17 protein-coding genes and 1 riboswitch are annotated in these 19,621 nt (G+C 58.4%); of the genes, 13 read left to right on the forward strand and 4 right to left on the reverse strand.

Features of this window, described 5'->3' with window-relative positions:
- Positions 1 to 216 precede the first annotated feature (216 nt).
- The 12 genes from ACOBR2_RS05510 (at position 217) to uvrC (ending at position 15,345) form a co-directional block, all read left to right on the forward strand.
- Positions 217 to 1,023, forward strand: a complete 807-nt coding sequence (locus ACOBR2_RS05510; protein ID WP_420239046.1) for a hypothetical protein — start codon at positions 217 to 219, stop codon at positions 1,021 to 1,023.
- A gap of 43 nt (positions 1,024 to 1,066) precedes the next feature.
- Positions 1,067 to 1,345 carry a type II toxin-antitoxin system RelE/ParE family toxin gene (locus ACOBR2_RS05515; RefSeq protein ID WP_420239047.1) on the forward strand — a complete coding sequence of 93 codons (279 nt, stop codon included), beginning with the start codon at positions 1,067 to 1,069 and terminating at the stop codon, positions 1,343 to 1,345.
- A 9-nt stretch (positions 1,346 to 1,354) separates the two neighbouring features.
- Complete coding sequence (locus ACOBR2_RS05520) at positions 1,355 to 1,636, forward strand: HigA family addiction module antitoxin (protein WP_420239048.1); 282 nt, start codon at positions 1,355 to 1,357, stop codon at positions 1,634 to 1,636.
- Between the two features lie 136 nt (positions 1,637 to 1,772).
- Positions 1,773 to 2,963 (forward strand): DnaJ C-terminal domain-containing protein, encoded by a 1,191-nt coding sequence (locus ACOBR2_RS05525; protein WP_420239049.1) that lies wholly within the window; start codon positions 1,773 to 1,775, stop codon positions 2,961 to 2,963.
- A gap of 96 nt (positions 2,964 to 3,059) precedes the next feature.
- Entirely contained in the window at positions 3,060 to 3,584 is a 525-nt protein-coding gene (locus ACOBR2_RS05530; RefSeq protein ID WP_420239050.1) for a MerR family transcriptional regulator, read from the forward strand.
- 135 nt (positions 3,585 to 3,719) lie between these two features.
- Positions 3,720 to 3,953 (forward strand): ribbon-helix-helix domain-containing protein, encoded by a 234-nt coding sequence (locus tag ACOBR2_RS05535; protein WP_420239051.1) that lies wholly within the window; start codon positions 3,720 to 3,722, stop codon positions 3,951 to 3,953.
- Positions 3,938 to 4,270: a type II toxin-antitoxin system PemK/MazF family toxin gene (locus ACOBR2_RS05540; RefSeq protein WP_420239052.1), complete on the forward strand. Its 333-nt coding sequence runs from the start codon at positions 3,938 to 3,940 to the stop codon at positions 4,268 to 4,270. Before ACOBR2_RS05535 ends, ACOBR2_RS05540 begins: the two co-directional genes overlap by 16 nt.
- Before the next feature lie 74 nt (positions 4,271 to 4,344).
- Entirely contained in the window at positions 4,345 to 5,523 is a 1,179-nt protein-coding gene (locus tag ACOBR2_RS05545) for a glycosyltransferase (protein WP_420239053.1), read from the forward strand.
- Positions 5,523 to 6,281, forward strand: coding sequence for a TlyA family RNA methyltransferase (locus ACOBR2_RS05550; protein WP_420239054.1), 759 nt, complete (start codon positions 5,523 to 5,525; stop codon positions 6,279 to 6,281). The genes ACOBR2_RS05545 and ACOBR2_RS05550 overlap by 1 nt, the downstream gene beginning before the upstream one ends.
- Before the next feature lie 175 nt (positions 6,282 to 6,456).
- A riboswitch (cobalamin riboswitch) is annotated at positions 6,457 to 6,702 on the forward strand.
- 31 nt (positions 6,703 to 6,733) lie between these two features.
- Complete coding sequence (locus ACOBR2_RS05555; RefSeq protein WP_420239055.1) at positions 6,734 to 9,232, forward strand: TonB-dependent receptor plug domain-containing protein; 2,499 nt, start codon at positions 6,734 to 6,736, stop codon at positions 9,230 to 9,232.
- Between the two features lie 600 nt (positions 9,233 to 9,832).
- Complete coding sequence (locus ACOBR2_RS05560; RefSeq protein WP_420239056.1) at positions 9,833 to 13,267, forward strand: TonB-dependent receptor domain-containing protein; 3,435 nt, start codon at positions 9,833 to 9,835, stop codon at positions 13,265 to 13,267.
- 185 nt (positions 13,268 to 13,452) lie between these two features.
- The gene (gene uvrC, locus ACOBR2_RS05565; protein WP_420239057.1) at positions 13,453 to 15,345 is read left to right on the forward strand and encodes an excinuclease ABC subunit UvrC; all 1,893 of its coding nucleotides are present in this window, start codon (positions 13,453 to 13,455) and stop codon (positions 15,343 to 15,345) included.
- A gap of 87 nt (positions 15,346 to 15,432) precedes the next feature.
- Here uvrC and ACOBR2_RS05570 read toward each other — a convergent pair whose 3' ends face one another.
- Entirely contained in the window at positions 15,433 to 15,993 is a 561-nt protein-coding gene (locus ACOBR2_RS05570; protein WP_420239058.1) for a hypothetical protein, read from the reverse strand.
- 69 nt (positions 15,994 to 16,062) lie between these two features.
- On the opposite strand from ACOBR2_RS05570, the gene ACOBR2_RS05575 reads away from it, so the two are divergent.
- The gene (locus ACOBR2_RS05575; RefSeq protein WP_420239059.1) at positions 16,063 to 16,443 is read left to right on the forward strand and encodes an RNA-binding S4 domain-containing protein; all 381 of its coding nucleotides are present in this window, start codon (positions 16,063 to 16,065) and stop codon (positions 16,441 to 16,443) included.
- Positions 16,444 to 16,543: 100 nt separating this feature from the next.
- Here ACOBR2_RS05575 and trxA read toward each other — a convergent pair whose 3' ends face one another.
- The 3 genes from trxA to thrC form a co-directional block, all read right to left on the reverse strand.
- Positions 16,544 to 16,876, reverse strand: a complete 333-nt coding sequence (gene trxA, locus ACOBR2_RS05580; protein WP_420239060.1) for a thioredoxin — start codon at positions 16,874 to 16,876, stop codon at positions 16,544 to 16,546.
- 446 nt (positions 16,877 to 17,322) lie between these two features.
- Positions 17,323 to 18,255 (reverse strand): homoserine kinase, encoded by a 933-nt coding sequence (gene thrB, locus ACOBR2_RS05585; RefSeq protein WP_420239061.1) that lies wholly within the window; start codon positions 18,253 to 18,255, stop codon positions 17,323 to 17,325.
- Positions 18,252 to 19,607: a threonine synthase gene (thrC, locus tag ACOBR2_RS05590; protein ID WP_420239062.1), complete on the reverse strand. Its 1,356-nt coding sequence runs from the start codon at positions 19,605 to 19,607 to the stop codon at positions 18,252 to 18,254. The genes thrB and thrC overlap by 4 nt, the downstream gene beginning before the upstream one ends.
- Positions 19,608 to 19,621 lie beyond the last annotated feature (14 nt).

Consider the following 19,621-nt stretch of genomic DNA (forward strand, 5'->3'; position numbering starts at 1 on the left):
GCGGCTAACTCGCCCTGCGGGCGGACCTTGCGATGTGGCAAGTGTGTGCTTCGGGCGGAAAGACTTCGGGGTGGGCAGCAAATGCTGTCCACCCCGTGGTGCATCCACATCTTTCGTGGCTGTCATCCTGAGCGACCGCAGGCGCAGCCGGAGGGAGTCGAAGGATCTGCGGCTGCTTTTGGGGATGAGTGAGTGCCAGGAAACGAGGCAAAGCCAATGGGGCAATTCGATTCAAGTACAGATGCAGCACTCTCGCAACTGAATTTCGAAGAGCTTGCCAAAACTCCGGGCGGCGAGTTTGCCGAAATTATTGGTTCTCTCCTTGCTCTTTGTGCTGTTAATGGACCCATCTCTGCGGCTAGTTTATCCATCAACATCTTGCAGAAGATTCGTGCTCTGGCAGGTGCGAGCTATACGAGCAATCTGATTTTTGTGGTTACGGCAATCCGCGACGATCTGAAAGATCTGTACGAATCTCATCAGGAACTTCGTGAACGCATCGAGAATCTTCCAAAGGATCCGAGATTTGCGGAGGCTGTTGCTTCTGCAGCGCTTCGCGCTATGCACACATCTGTAAAAGATCGACTGAAAAGATTGGCGCGCATTCTAGTGAATGGCGTAAAGGAAGACGACCTTGAAGCCGAAAGCCTCGACGACATGATGCGGGCTGCGGTGGAACTGAAAAAACGCGATGTCGAAGTGCTTGCTCATATCTGCAAAATGCAGATTACGCTATTCGAACCAAAAGAGCTAAAAAGACAAAGGAATGAACGAACAAATCATATTCAACGAATTTGGCAAGTTTGGTGGAACGAGAATAGTCAGAGATATGCAGGACAGGATGGCGTTGTTTTTAACGGCAGTTGCGTAAGGCTTCATTCTCTGGGGTTGATCGTACCGCTTGAAGGACGATCTCATGCTGCACAACCAACTTCCTCAAACTATGAATTGCTTTATGAAGGCAAAAAGTTCTACGAGCGCTTGCAGGAAATAGCGGTGGAAGGTACTGAGAACGCCATGTAGGAAAAGGATTGTTCTGTGATGCGTGACGCGCTACACTTAACGCGTGATCAGAAGCTTTCGGTACCCCGGGATAGAGCGGTTCTTCCGGACGGGAAGCAAGGCTGGAATCATCCCCGCCCATGCCGAAAAGCTGGCCTATCGGTTGCAGGTGCTCGACTTTGCCAAATCGCCGGAGGACATGAACATGCCCGGCTGGTCGTTGCACAAGCTCACAGGCGATTTGCAGGGCCATTGGTCGGTAAAAGTGAGTGGCAACTGGAGGTTGATTTTTACGTTTGCAGAGCAGGACGCGATTCTGGTCGACTATCAGGATTATCACTAGGAGTTTGGCATGGCACGCATGCACAATCCGCCGCATCCGGGAAAGATTCTGCGCGATGCGCTCGGCGAAATGGACGTAACGACGGCGGCCAAGAAGTTGCACGTATCGCGCACCACGCTTTCGCGCATTTTGAATGGCGCGGCAGGGATTTCTGCCGATATGTCGCTTAGGCTTTCGGCGGCGCTTGGCACGCACGACAGTCTTTGGTACGAATTGCAGATGAGCTACGACATCGCACAGGCGGCGCAGAAGAAGCGGCCCAAAATCGAGCGATTTGACTTTGCGGCCTGAGCACTGGTTGGCGATGAAAATTTGCTAGAGTGCAAACATTAGGAGTTTCTGTTTCCGCAAACTCCGCTAGAGCAATTGAATTGCAATGGATGAGTCTGCCGGGAGACAATCGGCTGAGTCCAGACAAAGAAAAAACATGCCCACAACGACAAACAAGGATTATTACGCGACGCTTGGCGTCAAGAAGTCAGCGACCTCCGACGAGATTCGGAAGGCTTTCCGCAAGCAGGCCCGCCGTTATCATCCGGATGTGAACCCCGGCGATAAAAAGGCCGAGGAGCAGTTCAAGGAGATCAGCGAGGCCAACGACGTACTGAGCGACGACAAGAAGCGCAAGGTTTATGACCAGCTGGGCTTCTACTCGGATCAGATTGACCCGGCGCAGGCCGAGGCCTACGCGCGGCAGCAGAACCAGAGCCAGCATCCGCCGGTGGACTTTGGCGGTTTTGATTTCTCCGGCTTTGGCGGTGGCGCGGGAACGCAGCCCAACCCAGGCCAGAACCAGTCCAACTGGGGCAGCTTCAAGGATATTTTTTCGAATATCTTTACCGGTTCGCAGCAGGACGCAGCGGGACGCGGTCCGCAGGCGGGCTCTGATCTGGAATATCAGGCGACGGTCGACTTCTGGACGGCGATTCGCGGCGGGCAGGCTCGCATTGCAGTGAATCGCCAGGACAGTTGTCCGACCTGCCATGGCCAGACCTTTTCCGGTGGTGTAACCACCTGTGCCGAGTGCAATGGCTCGGGCCAGGTGACGCAGATGGGCGGCCGGATGAAGTTCAACATCTCTTGCCCGCGTTGCAACGGCACGGGCCGCACCTCCAACCGCTGCCAGACCTGCCACGGCGAGGGCACTATGGCGCGCACTGAGCAGGTGGAGTTCCGCATCAAGGCGGGTACCCGCGACGGCCAGCGTATTCGCCTGGGCGGCAAGGGCAACGCCGGTATCAACGGCGGCGCCCCTGGCGATCTTTTCCTGATCGTGCGCACCGGACAGCATCCGGTTTTTACCCGCATTGGCGACGACGTTGTGCTGGTGGTGCCGGTGACGGTGCCCGAGGCCTCGCTGGGCGCCAAGGTAGATGTGCCGACCATCGATGGCCGCGCGCAGTTGAAGATTCCCCCCGGCACGCAGAGCGGCCAGAAGTTGAGGATGCGCGAGCGTGGCGTGGAGAATGCGCAGCATCCCGGTCAGCGCGGCGACCAGATCGTGCAGATCGAGGTGGTGATTCCGCAGTTGCAGGATGAGCGTAGCCGCGAGATCATGCGTGAGCTGGCCAAGCTGAACAATCAGGACCCGCGGGTCAGGCTGTTTGAGAGGGTGTAAAAGCAGCTTCCAGCCTCTAGTTGCTAGCTTCCAGCCCCTCAGTTCCTTGAGCTGGAAGCTGGAGGCTAGCAGCTAGAAGCTAGCAGGTGAGATCGCATGGCAACAAAGAAAAAAGCAAAAGGCGTGTACATGATCTCGGCGGTGGCCGAGATGTATGAGATTCATCCGCAGACGCTGCGGCTCTACGAGCGCGAAGGATTGCTGAAGCCGTCGCGTTCCGAAGGCAATACGCGCTATTACACCGATGAAGATCTGGAGCGGTTGGAGTTCATCCTGAATCTGGCTCGCGATCTGGGCGTGAACATCGCCGGCATCGCCATCATTTTGCAGATGCGCGAACGCATGGAAGAGATGAACCGCCAGATGCAGAGTTTTGTGGAGTATGTGCGTTCCGAGATGCTCTCGCGCTTCCAGAATGCAGCGTCCAGTTCGGCCAGCGCCATTGTGCCGCTGCGCCGGGGCGGGCTGGTCAGGAGCGAGATCAAGCCAGAAATCAAGCCTGTGATCAAGACCGTGATCAAGGCCGCGGCCAAATCCGCTGCCAAATCTGCGGCGAAGGCCTCGGCCAAGCCGGTGATTGAGGAACGGGCTACGCCTGCCAGGGCTTCAAAACGCTCATAAATCAAGCGCAATCCGATGGAACAAGATGCCGGGCAGTGGTATGCTGCCCGGCATCTTTTGTCTGCGGGTCAGAGAAGACAAAAGAGTGTTTTGTGGAGAAAGATGTGGAGTAAACTGTGGAGTGAGGTCCACATCATGGAAACAGTCCAGGTGGTTCTTGATCGTCCACTACTGGAAGCAACCGACAGGGCAGCGAAACGATTGAAGCAAAATCGCTCGGCTCTTGTACGCGAAGCTCTTCAGGCTTATCTCCACGGGCTGGAAGTCCGTCAGATGGAAGACCGGGATCGCGCGGGTTACATGCGTTCCGGGCAGTTGGGAACGGAGCTGACGGGCTGGGAGGCGGAGGCCGTATGGCCAGCCGAGTAGTCCGGGGCGAAGTGCGGCTTTACCGGTTTCGAGCGCCAGATAAAAGCAGGCCGGTGCTGGTTTTAACCCGCGCCAGCGCGCTCGAATACCTGACCAGCGCGACGGTTGCACCCATTACATCGACGATACGCGGCGTTCCATCCGAAGTGATTCTTGACGAAACCGATGGAATGAAAGCCTCCTGTGCGGTGAATCTACACAATCTGGTCACTGTTTCCCAGGAGCGGTTGGGTAAGCGGATTGCTTTGCTGAGCAAAGAGCGCATGCAGCAGGTCTGCTCCGCTCTGCAGTTTTCCATTGGTTGCGACCGAGGTTAAGCCGGGAAGAGAATGGATCTTTTCCGCCCTTCCCCCTGTTCCTGTCCGCCCCATCCCGGTATTCTGTAGCCTGCATGTTTTTCTGGATATTGGTTCTAGCCTTCTTCGGTCTGGTGACATCGACGGTTTCAGCGGGATTGACGCTGTGGGCGGTTCCCGCGTACCTCCGCGAACGGCGACGCGCAATGGGCGTCGAGCAGCAACGTCCCGGCTTTACCCCTCCGCTTTCGCTTCTCAAGCCTCTGCATGGCGACGAGCCCGGCCTCGAAGGCTGGCTTGAGAGCTTTTACCTGCAAGATTATCCGCAGTACGAGATTCTCTTCTGCGCCCGTTCCGCTGAGGACGCCGGCTTGGCCGTGGCCCGGCTGGTGGCGGCGCGGCACCCGGAGATTCCTACGCAGTTTCTGGTCACCGGCGGCCAGCCCGACTACATCAACGCCAAGGTTGCTTCCATGGAGCTGATGGAGGCTGCCGCATCTTATGAAATTCTGGTGGTGAGCGACAGCGACGCCCGCGTGGAGCCCAATTATCTGCGTGCCGTGGCCCTGCCATTTGCCGAGCAGAAGGTGGGCGCCATGTGCTGCCTGTATCGCGGTGTGGCGGCCGAGGGCGGCCTGTGGGCGCGGCTTGAGGCCGTGGGCATGACGGTGGAGATGAGCGCCGGCGTGCTGGCCGCAAATCTGCTTGAAGGCATGCAGTTCGTGCTGGGGCCCACCATGGCTTTCCGCCGTGAGACGATCCGCAAGATGGGCGGCTTCAAGGTGACGGCCGACTACTGCGCCGATGATTTTGTGCTGGGCAATGAGACCTACAAGCTGGGCGAGAAGGTTGCGCTCAGCCATCACACCATTGACCACATGGTGATCAATTCCAGCTTCTTGTCTTCGATGAAGCATCAGGTGCGCTGGATGAAGTCCACGCGTTTTTCGCGGCCCAAGGGGCACTTTGGCACCTCGCTCACCTTCAGCATGCCGTTTGGTCTGCTGGGGCTGGCCGTGGCGTTGGTTTTGCACAATCCCTTGCTGGGGTTGGGGTTGCTGGCCTGGGCTGTGGCCACGCGCTGGGCTCTGGCGCTGGCAGTGGGCCGGGGCGTGGTGGGTGATCGCCACTGGCTGCAGTTGCTGATTCTTTTTCCCGTCCGCGACCTGATGGGCTTCTGCTTCTGGGCGGCCAGTTATTGCGGACAGAACGTCTTGTGGCGGGGGCGCATCTTTGAACTGCTGCCGGGCGGCAGAATGCGGGCGGTCAAGTAATGGCAAAGATAAGACTGGATGTGTTGGTGACCGAGCGCGGCATTGCGCCCAGCCGTGAGCGGGCGCGTGCTTACATCATCGCTGGCCGCATGATGGTGAATGAGCAAAAGATCGACAAGCCGGGCGCGGCGGTGGATCCGGAGGCCGTCTTGCGGCTGCTCGGCGATGAGTTGCGCTACGTAAGCCGCGGCGGTTTGAAGCTGGAAGGCGCGCTGAAGCTCTGGCAGATCGACGTGACGGAGCGCTGGGGGCTGGACGTGGGCGCTTCCACCGGCGGCTTTACCGACTGTTTGTTGCAGCACGGGGCCGCGCGAGTGACGGCGGTGGATACGGGTTTTGGGCAGATTGCCATGAAGCTGCGCCAGGATGAGCGGGTGCGGCTGATGGAGCGCTGCAACGCCAGACTGCTGGAACCGGGCGCATTGCTCGATCCCGAGGGAAACGGCCCGACGATCATGGCGATGGATGTGTCGTTCATTTCAGCCACCCTGATTTTGCCGGCGATCTTTGCTGCCGCGCCTACGCTTACCGAGGCGGTGGTGCTGGTCAAGCCGCAGTTCGAGGCGGGCCGTGAGCATGTGGGCCGGGGCGGCATTGTGCGCGACCCCAAGGCGCACAAACTGGCCGTCGACAAGGTGGCGGCGTGCGTCAAGGAGCAGGGCTGGCGGGTGGCCGCCTCGGCGGAGTCTCCCATTACCGGGGCCGAGGGCAATCACGAGTTCCTGCTGTGGGCGCGCAAGGCGGAGAGCGAGACGTAGTCTTTCGCGGACAGGCGTCAGAGGTGGTTTTTCAGGCTTTATTTTGCAGATTGCCGTTCCTGGATCTCGGCTCTCTGACCCTTGATTTCTCTTCTCTGTCTTTGACTTCATGCCAGAGCGCAACTATAAATAATTGATAGGATGGAAAAATTTTCATCCCATCCCTTTCGCCCGACAGAGGGCGGCAACCTACGACAAACCTCGCTCAGGATGTTCGGGAAGGCGGTGCAAATCCGCCACTGCCCCGCAACTGTGAGCGCCCTTGGCCATGTTTTCGTCGTTCGATCAGGCGAAGAATGTTCTCAAGGTCTGATCCATGTTTTTCCTGCGGAAAAACAACCACTGAAGAAGCGTAGATTCTTTGGGAAGGTGGACAGGCTGGGCGCAAGTCAGGAGACCGGTCCTTCGAGCGCACCCACCGCTTACGTTCCGAGGGGAACGAAGGAGCCAGAATGCGTTTCATCTCCAGCTTTTTAACTAGAAATCTTCTTACCAGGGCCAGCCAGATGCTGGCGCTGCTGCTGTTGGGCGCTGTGGCCACGGCGGCCAGCGCGGCATCGATTCACGGCACAGTCACGGACGCAACCGGCGCACGGCTCAAAAGTGTACACGTGCTGCTGGTGTGCAAGGGGAAGGTGGTCGGTCAGTCTGAGACGGCCTCCGACGGCAGCTTTCAGATTCTGACCGGCACGCAAGGCCATCTGTTCCTGCTGCTCTCGGCCGACAACTTCCGGCAGTTGCAGACGCCGGATTTTTACGCTGGCCGCAGTGATGTGGTGGAAAAGACGCTGGTGATGGAACCGGCCTGGGTGCATGAGTCAGTCGTGGTGACGGCCACCGGCACTCCAACGCCACAGGCGCAGACCAGCGCCACCACCACCGTGCTGAGCCAGGCCGATTTTGCCCTGAGCACGGATCTGGTAAGCGCCATGCGCATGATGCCGGGTGTTTCGGTGGTGCAGACCGAGGGCCGCGGCTCGTGGACCTCGCTGTTTGTGCGCGGCGGTGTATCGACGGACAATCTGGTGCTGATGGATGGCATCGATGTTGATGATCTGGGCAGCCAGTTCGACTTTGGCGCACTTTCGACCAACAACCTGGAGAGCGTGGAGGTCTATCGCGGACCGAACTCCAACCTATTTGGAGCTGGCGCCATGACCAGCGTGGTGAGCCTGACCACGGCCCACGGTACAACCAACTTTCCTTCGGTGATTCTGGAGGCCGAAGGCGGCAGCCTGTACACCACCCGTGAGAGTCTGACTGTGGCTGGAACCCATGGCAAGCTGGACTATCTGGGTGCCTATGGCTGGTTGCAGACAAGCAATGATCTGCCCCGCGACGAGCATCATCTGGCCTCCACTGTGGCCAATCTCGGCTGGCAGCCGACGGCCAGCACGGTGGTGCGCGGTACATTGCACTATAACGTGGCTGCCACCGGCGTTCCCAATGCCTGGGACTTCTATCATGTGGCCGACGACTCCACCCAGAAGGATCAGGATCTGTACCTGAGCAGCTCCATCTCCAACCAGACGACGGAGAGCTTTCACAACACGGTGCGCTACGGCCTGACGCGCAAGCGCGAGCAGCTGAATCTGTGGTCCATGCAGGGCACGCCCGTCAGCTACAGCTATGCCTGCTATAGCGCGGGCTCACTGGGCCAGACGGTGACGATCACCGGCGCCAACGGCTACTCGGCTACGGGACAGGCCACGCTGGACTGCGGAACCTATGGCGACCAGTTTGTTTCCAACCGCGATGCCCTGACCTACAACGGCGATGTAAAGCTTACCCCCCATCTGGCGGCCATGGTTGGCTTCCAGTATGAAGATGAGCGCGGCGCAGAGCCGGGCAGCGCCTACTATGGTCCGGTGGAGCGTTCCAACTACAACTACATTGCCAACGTGCATGGCGACTACAAGAACCGCTTCTTCTACACGTTGGGCGGAAACCTGGAGCACTACTCGCTCTTCGGCACCCAGACCTCACCCCGCGCCGGATTTTCCTGGTACGCGTTCAAGCCCCGCAAGGGCGTATTTAGCAGTACGCGCATTCTGTTCAACTACGGCGACGCCGTGCGCGAACCGAAGCTGACCGATCAGGACTACTCGCTGTACAACCTGCTGCAGGAGAATGGTGCGCAGTCGTCCATTGCGGCGCTGCACATTTCGCCGCTGACCGCACCCTCTGCCCGCACCTATGAGGGTGGTCTGGCGCAGTCGTTCCTGGGCGACCACATCAACTTCCGCGTCTCTTACTTTCACAACCAGTTCGGACGGGAGTTGGAGTACGTTGGCTCGGGACTGCTTTCCGAGGTACTGACGGGGATGACGGCAAGCCAGAAACAGGAACTTCTGGTTGAGTTGAATACGGACGGCATTTATGGTGCCGAGGTAAACTCGCAGGCCTTCCGCGCCCAGGGCATCGAGAGTTCGATTGAAAGCGGCATTGGACGCAATCTGAGCCTGCGCGGTGGCTACACCTATCTGGATGCGGTGGTCGAGCGCTCGTTTGACAGCGACAATGAGGCGCTGCTCGAAGGCTATGCGCCAACGTATAACGGTATTTCCATCGGTAGCGATACGCCGCTGGTGGGTGCGCGTCCCTTCCGTCGTCCGCCCCACACCGGCTACTTTACGGCCATCTATGCTTCTCACAAGCTGACCGGCGTCTTCGCTTCGTCGTATGCCAGCCGCAGCGACGACTCCACCATGTTGGGGTATATGGATGCCAGCGGCGGCAACAGCCTGCTGCTGCCCAACCGTGACCTGGACCACGGCTTCGCCAAGCTCGATCTGGGCGGAAGCTACCAGCTCATCAAGGGTCTCTCGGTGTATGCGCAGGGAGAAAACCTGTTGAATCAGGAGCATATCGCTCCGATCGGTTACCGTAGTCTGCCGTTCACGCTTCGCGTTGGCGTCAAGCTGAGCTGGGGACCGGGAAGCGGTCGGTAAATTGTTTTGAAGCGATGCTTTATGGCCGGTTCCCTAAGGGGCCGGCCATTCTGTTTTTTGCCCCGGCAGGTAGGAGGGAAGATGCTTTTCCAGAAATGAAAATATGTTCTTGTTTTCCACAAAAACCGATATTTTTCACGCATAAAATCATGGATTTACCTCTTTTATTACAATCAGAACTGGACCATACTCTATAGGTTGCTTCCTGGCTTGTGGACCTGTCGTGGCGTTTTCCCCGGAACGATCCGAACGCCAGGCAGATTCAAGCCATGAAGGCTTATGTCAGCCAAAGACGGAACAGAAGATCCGTATTCTGTGCTTTCCGGTTGGTTGGCAGTCCAGAAAATCCTGCAAGCCGCGCAGTATTCTTCCCACGGGCGCTGGCGGTATTTACCGGATTTTCATGCGGGTTCCGTACGATATGGGATTGGCAGGGGAATGCTGCCCAATCTACCTCTTTAACTCCCCGAATCCCGGATTTATAGGGGAGAAAAAGAGAATAAATCTGCAGGACACATTCTCATTGCTTTTGATCAAGTCCCCATTCTGTAAACACTTAACCCGTGCAACTTGGTAAAAAACTCCTTTGGAGGGCCTAGAATGACGAAACAACGAATCCGCCTGGGGCTGTTATGTCCGGCGATTTTCTCTCTGATGCTCTGTATGGGCGGATTGGCTGCTCGTGCGCAGTCGACGACCCAAGGATCGATCGCCGGAACCGTGGAGGATCCGTCGGGCGCCGTAGTGAATGCAGCTACGATCACAATCCAGAACGCCAGCACTGGCTTCAAAGTCACGCTCACGAGCGACGCCAGCGGCTTCTTCAAGGCTCCTCTGTTGGAACCCGGCACCTATACGGTGACGGTGGCCGCGCAGAACTTTGCCAGCTACAAGGCTACGAGTGTGACGGTTCAGGTGGCCCAGGTGACCAGCCTGACGCCGCACCTTGCCCTGGCCGGTAGCGCTACGGAAGTAGTGGTCAGCGATACCACTCCGGTGATGAACACCGAATCGCCTGACTTTTCCGACACGCTGAACACCGTGGCGATGCAGAACATCCCGATCAACAACCGCCGCTGGTCGAGCCTCGCCATGACCACGCCCGGTGTGGTTTCTGACGGAAACGGCTACGGCATGGTGAGTGTGCGCGGCATCAGCACCCTGCTGAATAACGTGGAAATCGACGGCGCCGACGACAATCAGGCCTTCTTTGCCGAAGAGCGTGGTCGTACCCGTGAGGCGTATTCGACCTCCGGCAGCGCGATCCGTGAGTTTGCCGTGAACAGCGGTGTGTACTCGGCTGAATTTGGTCGCGCCGCCGGCGGCGTCATCACCTCGGTGACCAAGAGCGGCACCAACCAGTTGCACGGCGAAGCCTACTTCTATGACAAGGAAAGCAACTGGAACGCCTATAACGACTACACCACGCTGACCACGTTTGCGAACAACACGACGACCACCAAGCACATCAAGCCCGAAGACATCCGCAAGATCTACGGCTTTACGGTGGGCGGCGCGCTGATCAAGGACAAGCTGTTCTGGATGTACACCTACGATCAGCACACCCACGTCTTCCCGGTGGTGGGCGTGCCGAGCAATCCGCAGTATTTCTACACGCTGCCTTCGGTCTCAAACGCCAACTGCGCCGTGGCGACAGGCCTGCTTTCTGGCACGGCCACAAACGTCAATGATGCAGCGACCTGCGCTCTGGCGGCTCGCCAGAAGATCACCTTTGCCCAGGCATCGTATGACTGGGCCGCCATGGTCTATGGCAGCACCAACATCAGCGCAAGCAACTACAACGGTGTTTCCACGATCAACGATCTTGGCCTGAACAGCGACATCGGCACGGTCAGCCGCTTTGGCTACCAGGAGATCAACACGCCGAAGATCGACTGGCAGATCACACCGCGTGAACACCTGAGCGTGCTAGAACATCGCCTGCGCTGGGATTCGCCGGGTGGCGTGCAGACCACGGCCTCTGACAACTACTCGCGGGATGCCCAGGGTAACGACTTCGTCAAGCTGGATTACGGCGTAGCCAAGCTGACCAGCCTGATCAGCAACAACATCAGCAACGAAGCCCTCTACCAGTACAGCCGCGAGCTGGATGATGAAACCCAGCAGGCCTACACCAGCTATACCAACTCCGATCTGACGGCCAGCACCGGAAATGTGCCGTATGTGGCAGCCAGCTCAAAGTACGGCTTTAACGCCGGTTCGCCTTACTACTCGCATCGCACGGCCTATCCCTATGAGACCAAGTGGCAGATCGGCGATGTGCTTTACGTTGCCAAGGGTAACCACAGCATGAAGTTCGGCGTTGACGTGGTCCACAACTACGACCTGATGAACAACACCTACGAGAGCAACGGCTACTTCAGCTACGCATACGTGGGCAACATGGTCAACGACCTGCTGAACAAGAAGAATGGCGTAACGCCGTCGGGCACCAGCTATGGTTGCGATTCGGGTGGTTCGGCCTCTTATTCGAGCAGCTCGATTCTGGGTTCTTACCCCTGTTACTCAACGTTCGCACAGGGCTTCGGCAATCCGGCCTACCAAATTAACACGATGGATCTTGGCGTCTTCGCTCAGGATAACTGGAAAGTTTCGCCCCGCCTGACTTTGGAACTCGGTCTGCGTTGGGATCACGAAACGATGCCGGATGCAGATCTGAATCTGACCTCGGCCACCGGCAGCTTTGCTCCCTACCTTGGCCTGACCAACAACCCTACCGACAACACTGACTTCGGTCCGCGCGTCGGCTTTTCGTATGACCTTTTCGGCGGTGGCAAGACTGTTCTGCGTGGCGGTTACGGCATCTATTATGGCCGCATCACCAACGGCAATATCGAGAACGTGCGTCTTGGAACTGGCAGCCCCAATGGCCAGTTAACCAGCTCATGGAAGGGCAAGACCTCGGGCGCTCCGACCTTTCCGAACATCGAAGCTTCATCGTTGGCCTGCGCGGCGTACAGCACATCGTGTCCCACCTCTTACTTCATGGCGCCGAATCTGAAGCTGCCCGAGGTGCAGGAGTTCGATCTGCAGTTGCAGCAGGATCTGGGTAAGGGTACGGTCCTGTCGTTGAGCTATCTGGGTGGTCTGGGCCGTCGTCTGCCTAACTTCCTTGACGTGAACCTGAATCCGACTACCACCAATCAGACGTTGACGGTTACCGCCGATGCAAACGGCAAGGGTCCGTTGGGTCCGACTGGCACGCAGTTTGTGGTGCCCACCTACACGGGTTACGGCAACACCGCGCGGCTCGGTGCCAATGCAGCGTACTTCAGCTCGATCACCGAGTTCATTTCCAACGTGAACTCCAACTACCACGCTCTGGCCATCGAACTGTTGAATCGCTCGATGAAGAGCGTTACCTTTGACGTGAATTACACCTGGTCGCATGCTCTGGACTTTGCCCAGAACACCAACACCCAGGGTGCGGCCAACTCTTGGTACGATCCTTATGGCAACACCCACGTCAACTACGGCAATTCGGCCTTCAACGTGCCGCAGCGCTTCGTGGCCTATGCCATCTATAACCTGCCGAACCTCAAGACCAGCAACCCGGTCAAGTGGCTGACCAACGACTGGAGCTTCGACGACAGCTTCCAGATGCAGAATGGACTTCCGTTCACGGCCGGAACCAGTAACTACACCACCAACGGCGTGGGCAACTACTGGAACGGTTCGGGTGGTCTGTCGGCAATTCCGCAGATCGGCTACAACACCTACAAGTATCCCCGCCGCATCGTCGACGATGTGCGTCTGCAGAAGTCGGTGAACCTGGATGCCACGAAGTATGTGAAGAGCGTCGACCTGATACTCAACGTCTTCAATATCGCCAACCATCAGAACATCACCGGTTACAAGAGCACCTACCTGTACTATCTGACGGGCACAAACGTTCAGTACGAAGGTGTGAACGGAACGGGTGACCAGAGCTTCATGGTGCCGAACAACTCCAACAGCAGCGCGTTCCTTTACACGCCGCGTCAGGTGGAGATTGCGGCCCGCATCAACTTCTAACGCAAACTCAACCCAAAGACGCGGTGGCTTCGGCTGCCGCGTTTTTGTTTGTGGAACAGCTTCCAGTCCCCAGTCCCCAGTTCCCAATTGCTGAAAGCTGACGACTCACTCCCCCCCACAAAAAAGCTGGAAGCTGGAGGCTAGCAGCTGGAAGCTATATTCTTTCTGTAGCTGTCTGCTTCCCCATGGATCTAGTCGAAAAAATCCGTTTGTTGCCCACCGAACCCGGCGTCTATCTGTACAAAAACGCCGAGGGTGAGGTGATCTATGTGGGCAAGGCCAAGAACCTGCGGTCGCGGGTGCGCAGCTACCTGCTGGCCGCCAGTCAGGCCAACGCCAAAACCGGCTCACTGATGCGCGAGGCCGTCGATCTTGAGTACATCCTGGTGGGCAATGAGCAGGAGGCGCTGGCGCTTGAGAACAACCTGATCAAGCAGCGCCAGCCGCGCTTCAACATCCTGCTGCGCGACGACAAGACCTACCCCTATGTGAAGCTCACACTCACCGATCGCCATCCCAAGGTCTTTGTCACGCGCAAACTGCGCAAAGACGGCGCTGCCTACTTCGGTCCCTATCTGCCGTCGAGCCTCGCCTATCGCGCTGTGGAGCTGATCCACAAATGTTTTCAGATTCCCAGCTGCAAGGTGGACCTGAACCGCTATCATCCGCGGGCGTGCCTGGAGCACTATATTCACCGCTGCCTGGGCCCGTGCGTCGAGGGCCTCGTCGCGCCCGAGGCTTATCGAGAGGCGATCCGAGATGCGTCGATGCTGCTGGAGGGCCGTCATGGCGACCTGGAGCGCACCTTCACCGAGCGCATGATGGTTGCCGCCAGTGAAGAACATTTTGAAGCGGCAGCGCGGCTGCGCGATCAGCTGGTGACAATTCAGCAACTGCAAACCCGCCAGCGCGTGGATACCGCCGAGCTGAGCGACGAAGCCGACGTCTTCGGCTACTACTTTGCCGATGGCATGCTGGCCGTGAACCTCTTTCACGTACGCTCAGGCAAGATCGTTGATCGTCGCGAGTTTTTCTGGGAAGAGCTTGCGACCCTCATGGAGACCGACGACGAAGCCGAGGAAGGCGCGGAGATTTCTGAGGAGGGCAGGGAAGAAAAATTTCGTCCCGGCAAGATCTTCAGCGCCCTCGTCAAACAGCTCTACATTGAGCAGCCGTATGTGCCGCGCAGCATTCTGGTGCCTGTGGACTTTGACGACCGCGAGGTGCTGACGGAGTTGCTGAGCGCGCAATCCAAACACAAGGTGGAACTGGCCGTGCCGCAGCGTGGCGACAAGCGCGCGCTCATCGACTTGGTGGGTCAGAATGCCCACCAGTCGCATACCCAGCGCTTTCGCGTGTTGCAGCCCTCGCAGAAGGCCATTCAGGAGGCGCTGGCCGATGCGTTGCTGCTGCCTGAGCTTCCCAAACGCATCGAGTGCTTCGACATTTCGCATATTCAAGGCGCTGAGACGGTGGCTTCGCTGGTCGTCTGGGAAGACGGCAAGATGAACAAGCAGGCCTATCGCAAGTTCAAGGTGAAAACCGTGACCGGAGTGGACGATTTTGCCAGCATGAACGAGGTCGTCACACGCCGCTACAAGCGCCTGCAGGAAGAGAAGAAGGAGATGCCCTCGCTGGTGCTGATTGACGGCGGCCTGGGCCAGTTGCATGCGGTGGGCGAGGCGCTCTCGGCGCTGGGGCTGACGACGCAGCCGCTGGCCTCCATCGCCAAGCGCGAAGAGGTGATTTACGTATACGGCAACGAGGACGAGCCGGTGGTGCTCGACCGCCGTTCGCCGGTGCTGCACCTGATTCAGCTGATCCGTGACGAGAGCCACCGGTTTGCCATCGGCTACCACCGCCAGCGCCGCGCTATGCGCGACCGCGATTCGGAGCTGCTGGAGATTGAGGGTGTGGGCGCGCTCACACGCCAGCGCCTGCTCACCCACTTTGGCAGCCTGCGGGAGGTCAAACAGGCCTCGGCCGAGTCGCTGGCCGCCGTGGTGCAGCAAAAGACCGCGGAAAATATCTGGCGGCATTTTCATGCTGCAGGCAGCGTGGGGCAAGAGGAAAGCTAAAACCACCGCGCGGGATCCGTCCGAGTTTCCAGACAATAGAGGCCATTGCCGCAATTCGCTTGTTGCCGCACGCAGCCTGAACCGGTTTTATTGTGCAGGCTGCATGGCCTTGCGCAGTTGTTCCTCTACCAAGTGGTGGTTAGCCACGCGCTGGAGGATTCGCGCTACACAGCCATTCCCCTGAAAAGCGTTCTCCGGTAACGGACCGACAAAGCGCACAATTCCATCCTGATCGACAACAACGCCCAATGGAAAATCAATCGCCCCAAGATTGCGGGCGGCTTCAGCACCAACGACCAGCGTCGAAGTGCCTTCCAGATCCTTCCAATCTGTCTCGACGGGCTTGCTTTCAGGTACGCCAAAGTCGTCGTGAAAGACCAGAGCATAGGCGTGAATTTTTGTTTCAGTGTTTAAGCGAGCAAACTCAGTGAGCGTCTTTGTCTGTTCACTGCAGCTTTGGCACCAGTCGGGAAAAAGCATCAGTACGGTGGCCATTCCGTAGTCGGAATCAATGCGCGGTTTGGCGTCTGGCTTGAGCAGAGCGCGCTTTACATCGCTGCCGGGAAGTTTTTGCCCTAGCAAACGATAGGCTGTGCGTGCGCGGGCGATGATTGCAGCATCTTCAATGCTCAGTGAACCGGAATTCACCGCCGTATCCAGTGTATTGTTCCTGCCCGGAAGATGCGCAGCCTTTATCGGCTCCGCTACCATAGAAGCATGGAAGCAGTACGCATCGACAAATGGTTGTGGGCAGCGCGGTTCTTTAAAACCCGTGCGCTGGCCGGGCGATCCTGCGAACTCGGTCGTGTGCAGTTGCGCGGCGCCAAGGCCAAGCCTGCCCGCGACGTGCGACCGGGCGATCGGTTGAGGATTGAAAACGAGGGCGGCATCTTTGAAGTGGATGTGGTGGAGCTGAGCGAGATGCGTGGCCCTGCGGCCGTGGCCCAGACGCTCTACAAGGAAACCGAAGAAAGCCAGAAGGCAAGAATGGCTGCAGCCGAGATGCGCAAGGCCATGCAGCTGATTGCTCCGCTGCCGGAAAAGCGCCCCAGCAAACGCGACCGGCGCAGGATCATTCAGTTCCGGGGACGGGAGTAGAAAAGCAGCTTTCAGCCTCTAGCCTCTAGCTCCCAGCTTCTTTTCACAAAGAAAAACCCGGCCACAAGGCCGGGTTTTTACTTTAAGAGCAAGGCAGAAGCTAGGCGAGAACCTTGACGACCTTCTCTTCAATGGTTTCCTGGGGCACGAAGCCGACGATCTGGTCGGCAACCTTGCCATCCTTGAAGAAGAGCAGCGCGGGAATGCCACGGATGCCGAAGCGCGAGGGTGTGGCACCGTTCTGGTCCACGTTGACCTTGGCGACCTTCAGCTTGCCAGCGTACTTGCCGGCGATCTCATCGACGATGGGGCCGATGGCCTTGCAGGGACCGCACCAAACCGCCCAGAAATCGACCAGAACAGGCTGCTCGCTCTGCAGCACCTCCTGCTCGAACGTTGCATCGGTTACTTCCAAAACTCCAACTCCAGCCATGTTCCTCCTTGCGAAACGGCAACCGCTTCAGTATACCGGTGCCTGACAATTATGGGATGCGCGGAAAAGCAGGAAAGTCGCAGGGTTTACTGGAAAAGGCGGAAGGAAAAAAGGAAAATTTTTAATAATTACGAAATTGACGCTTTATTTTCTTAAATTTGCATTTCATTACTATGAAATCAAAGCGCCCGGATCCACAAGGGATCACGGGCGCTAGAGCAGCCCTCCCCCAGAACTGCTCACGCTGCGACTTTAGGTGTTCCGGGGAGGAATAGCAAGCAAACTTAGGTAACAAAAACAAGCTTAACTTTGGTAATTCAATCTGCTAGAAAATGGAATATTTCTGAATCAGTCACGCCTCGAAAAATAAGTTACTACTTGAGTAATAGGATGATTACTCCCGTAGGACGAGAGCCTCTGTGCTTCTCGTCCTACCAGGGGTGTTTCTATGGGATTGAGGTCGTTGCGGCACCGGTACTCGGGAAGCGGCTGGCAAGAATTTCGGTCTGCTGGTTGCAGCTCAAAGTGGATCGTACGGCCGCCTCGGCCTCTGCAAGCTTTCTCTCGCTTTCCACAATCACCAGCACTGAAGGGCCGGCACCGCTGAGCGAGGCGCTAAGGATGCCGTTCTTGCCTGCCAGTCCAAGCAGCGGATTGAGCAGGGGGCAGATGGCGGCGCGGTAAGGCTGATGGATGCGGTCACGTACGGCCAGACGCAGCAGATCTGCGTCCCCAGTGGCAAACGCCAGACCCAGCAGCGAGGCTGACTGGATGTTGGCCACCACGTCGGCGCGGTTGTAGCAATCGGGCAGCACGGCGCGAGCCTTTTGGGTAGAGAGCGGATCGGTGGGCAGTACGACGAGCGCACGCCACTCCTCGGGTGGTTCGACCTGGGCAGCGTAGATCCGGCTGTCCTCGCAGGCGCAGGTGACAAAGCCACCCAGCAGGCAGGCGGCTACATTGTCAGGATGGCCTTCCAGGGCGTAGGCCTCGTCGAGCATCTGGTTTTCATCCCAGTTCAGCTGGCCATAGTGGTTGGCCAACTGGATGGCAGCCACTAGACCGGCAGCCGAACTGCCGCAGCCCATTCCCAAGGGAATGTTGTTCTGCATGCGCAGGGCCAGCGGAACAAGGTTTTTTTGCTCGCGCTCAAGCAGGCGCTGGTAGGTTTCCAGAATCAGGTTGTTCTTGAGCTGGCCGCACTGCTCTACGTTGCGGCCGCTGGCGGCAATCGAGAAGGCTTCGGCCGGCGTGGCTTCGATCTCAAGAGCGAAGTCGAGGGCGATGGCGGCAGCGTCAAAGCCGGGTCCGAGGTTGGCAGAGGTGGCCGGAAGGCGCAGTTTCAGCGCTCCCGGCCTGAGCATGTGAGCTTCGCTCATTGGGTTGCTCCCTTGAGCGCGGCCAGAACGGCGGAGGCGCTGGCGTCGCAGACCACGGCATTGCGGCGGAGGGGGGCCAGCTCATTTTCGTAGCCCTTGCTCTCTTCTTCGTTCAGCAGGTTTCCGCGATGGAAGTCGATAGTGTAATCGGCATCCTTGAGGGTGTGGCCGGTAAGCACCAGCACGACCGTCTCACCGGAGCCGATGAAGCCTTCGGCGCGCAGCTTCTTCAAGCCAGCCAGGGTGACGGCGGAGGCGGGCTCGCAGCCCAGACCTTCGGTGCCCATTTCGGCCTTGGCGATGCTGATCTCCGCCTCGTTCACGTCGATGCAGCGGCCGCCGGTTTCCTGAATGGCGCGGGCAGCCTTGCGCCAGCTGGCCGGATTGCCGATGCGGATGGCGGTGGCGCGGGTATGCGCTTCCACCGGCGTCAGGTGCTCCACGTCGCCTGCTGCAAAGGCCCGTGCCAGCGGATTAGCGCCCTCGGCCTGAATCACGGAGATGCGCGGCAGGCGGGCCACCAGACCCAGTTCCTTGAGCTCGCGGAATCCCTTGCCCAAGGCTGAGCTGTTGCCCAGGTTGCCGCCCGGTACGATCACGTGGTCGGGCACATTCCAGTCAAAGGCCTCGGCAATCTCAAAGGCTGGCGTCTTCTGGCCCTCCAGACGGTAAGGGTTGACGGAGTTAAGCAGATAGATGGGCGATTCCTTGACGATGTTGGTCAGCAGGCTCAGGCAGCCGTCAAAGTCGGTGTTCAGTTGGCAGGTGACCGCGCCGTAATCCATGGCCTGGCTGAGCTTGCCCCAGGCGATTTTGCCTTCGGGAATCAGCACCAGGCTGCGCAGCCCGGCGCGGGCCGCATAGGCAGCCATGGCGGCCGAAGTGTTTCCCGTGGAGGCGCAGGCCACCCACTCGAAACCGCGTTCCTTGGCTACGCTCAGGGCGGCCGTCATGCCGGTGTCCTTGAAGGATCCGGTGGGGTTCATGCCCTGATGTTTGGCGTAGATCTGATCCACGCCCAGGCGCTTGGCGGCGCGGCGCAGATGGTAGAGCGGCGTATTGCCCTCGCGCAGGCTGACCACATCGCCAAAGCTGTCAAGAATCGGCAGCAGCTCGCGGAAGCGCCAGACGCCGGAGTGGTCGATCCACTCATGCGAAGAGCGGCGTTCGCGCCAGAGCCACTTCAGCGCGCCGGCGTTGGGACGATCCGGTCCCTTGCGCTCACTCCAGCCCGGGTACTCGACTTCAAACAGTTCTCCGCAGGCCACGCAGCGAAAGTCCGGCTGCGCCTCTGCGCCGCGGATGCGTGTGCCGCAACCGATACAGCGTAGCTGATGTAAATTCTCGTTCATACCTGATGAAAGCC

This window comes from Telmatobacter bradus (assembly GCF_048629425.1).
GTDB classification, from domain to species: Bacteria; Acidobacteriota; Terriglobia; order Terriglobales; family Acidobacteriaceae; genus Telmatobacter; species Telmatobacter bradus.

Excerpts from the sequence above, each read along its gene's own strand:
- ACOBR2_RS05510 (WP_420239046.1), top strand. The coding sequence starts at position 217 with ATGGGGCAATTCGATTCAAGTACAGATGCAGCACTCTCGCAACTGAAT.
- ACOBR2_RS05520 (WP_420239048.1), top strand. The coding sequence starts at position 1,355 with ATGGCACGCATGCACAATCCGCCGCATCCGGGAAAGATTCTGCGCGAT.
- ACOBR2_RS05525 (WP_420239049.1), top strand. The coding sequence starts at position 1,773 with ATGCCCACAACGACAAACAAGGATTATTACGCGACGCTTGGCGTCAAG.
- ACOBR2_RS05530 (WP_420239050.1), top strand. The coding sequence starts at position 3,060 with ATGGCAACAAAGAAAAAAGCAAAAGGCGTGTACATGATCTCGGCGGTG.
- ACOBR2_RS05535 (WP_420239051.1), top strand. The coding sequence starts at position 3,720 with ATGGAAACAGTCCAGGTGGTTCTTGATCGTCCACTACTGGAAGCAACC.
- ACOBR2_RS05540 (WP_420239052.1), top strand. The coding sequence starts at position 3,938 with ATGGCCAGCCGAGTAGTCCGGGGCGAAGTGCGGCTTTACCGGTTTCGA.
- ACOBR2_RS05545 (WP_420239053.1), top strand. The coding sequence starts at position 4,345 with ATGTTTTTCTGGATATTGGTTCTAGCCTTCTTCGGTCTGGTGACATCG.
- ACOBR2_RS05550 (WP_420239054.1), top strand. The coding sequence starts at position 5,523 with ATGGCAAAGATAAGACTGGATGTGTTGGTGACCGAGCGCGGCATTGCG.
- ACOBR2_RS05555 (WP_420239055.1), top strand. The coding sequence starts at position 6,734 with ATGCGTTTCATCTCCAGCTTTTTAACTAGAAATCTTCTTACCAGGGCC.
- ACOBR2_RS05560 (WP_420239056.1), top strand. The coding sequence starts at position 9,833 with ATGACGAAACAACGAATCCGCCTGGGGCTGTTATGTCCGGCGATTTTC.
- uvrC (WP_420239057.1), top strand. The coding sequence starts at position 13,453 with ATGGATCTAGTCGAAAAAATCCGTTTGTTGCCCACCGAACCCGGCGTC.
- ACOBR2_RS05575 (WP_420239059.1), top strand. The coding sequence starts at position 16,063 with ATGGAAGCAGTACGCATCGACAAATGGTTGTGGGCAGCGCGGTTCTTT.
- trxA (WP_420239060.1), bottom strand. The coding sequence starts at position 16,876 with ATGGCTGGAGTTGGAGTTTTGGAAGTAACCGATGCAACGTTCGAGCAG.
- thrB (WP_420239061.1), bottom strand. The coding sequence starts at position 18,255 with ATGAGCGAAGCTCACATGCTCAGGCCGGGAGCGCTGAAACTGCGCCTT.
- thrC (WP_420239062.1), bottom strand. The coding sequence starts at position 19,607 with ATGAACGAGAATTTACATCAGCTACGCTGTATCGGTTGCGGCACACGC.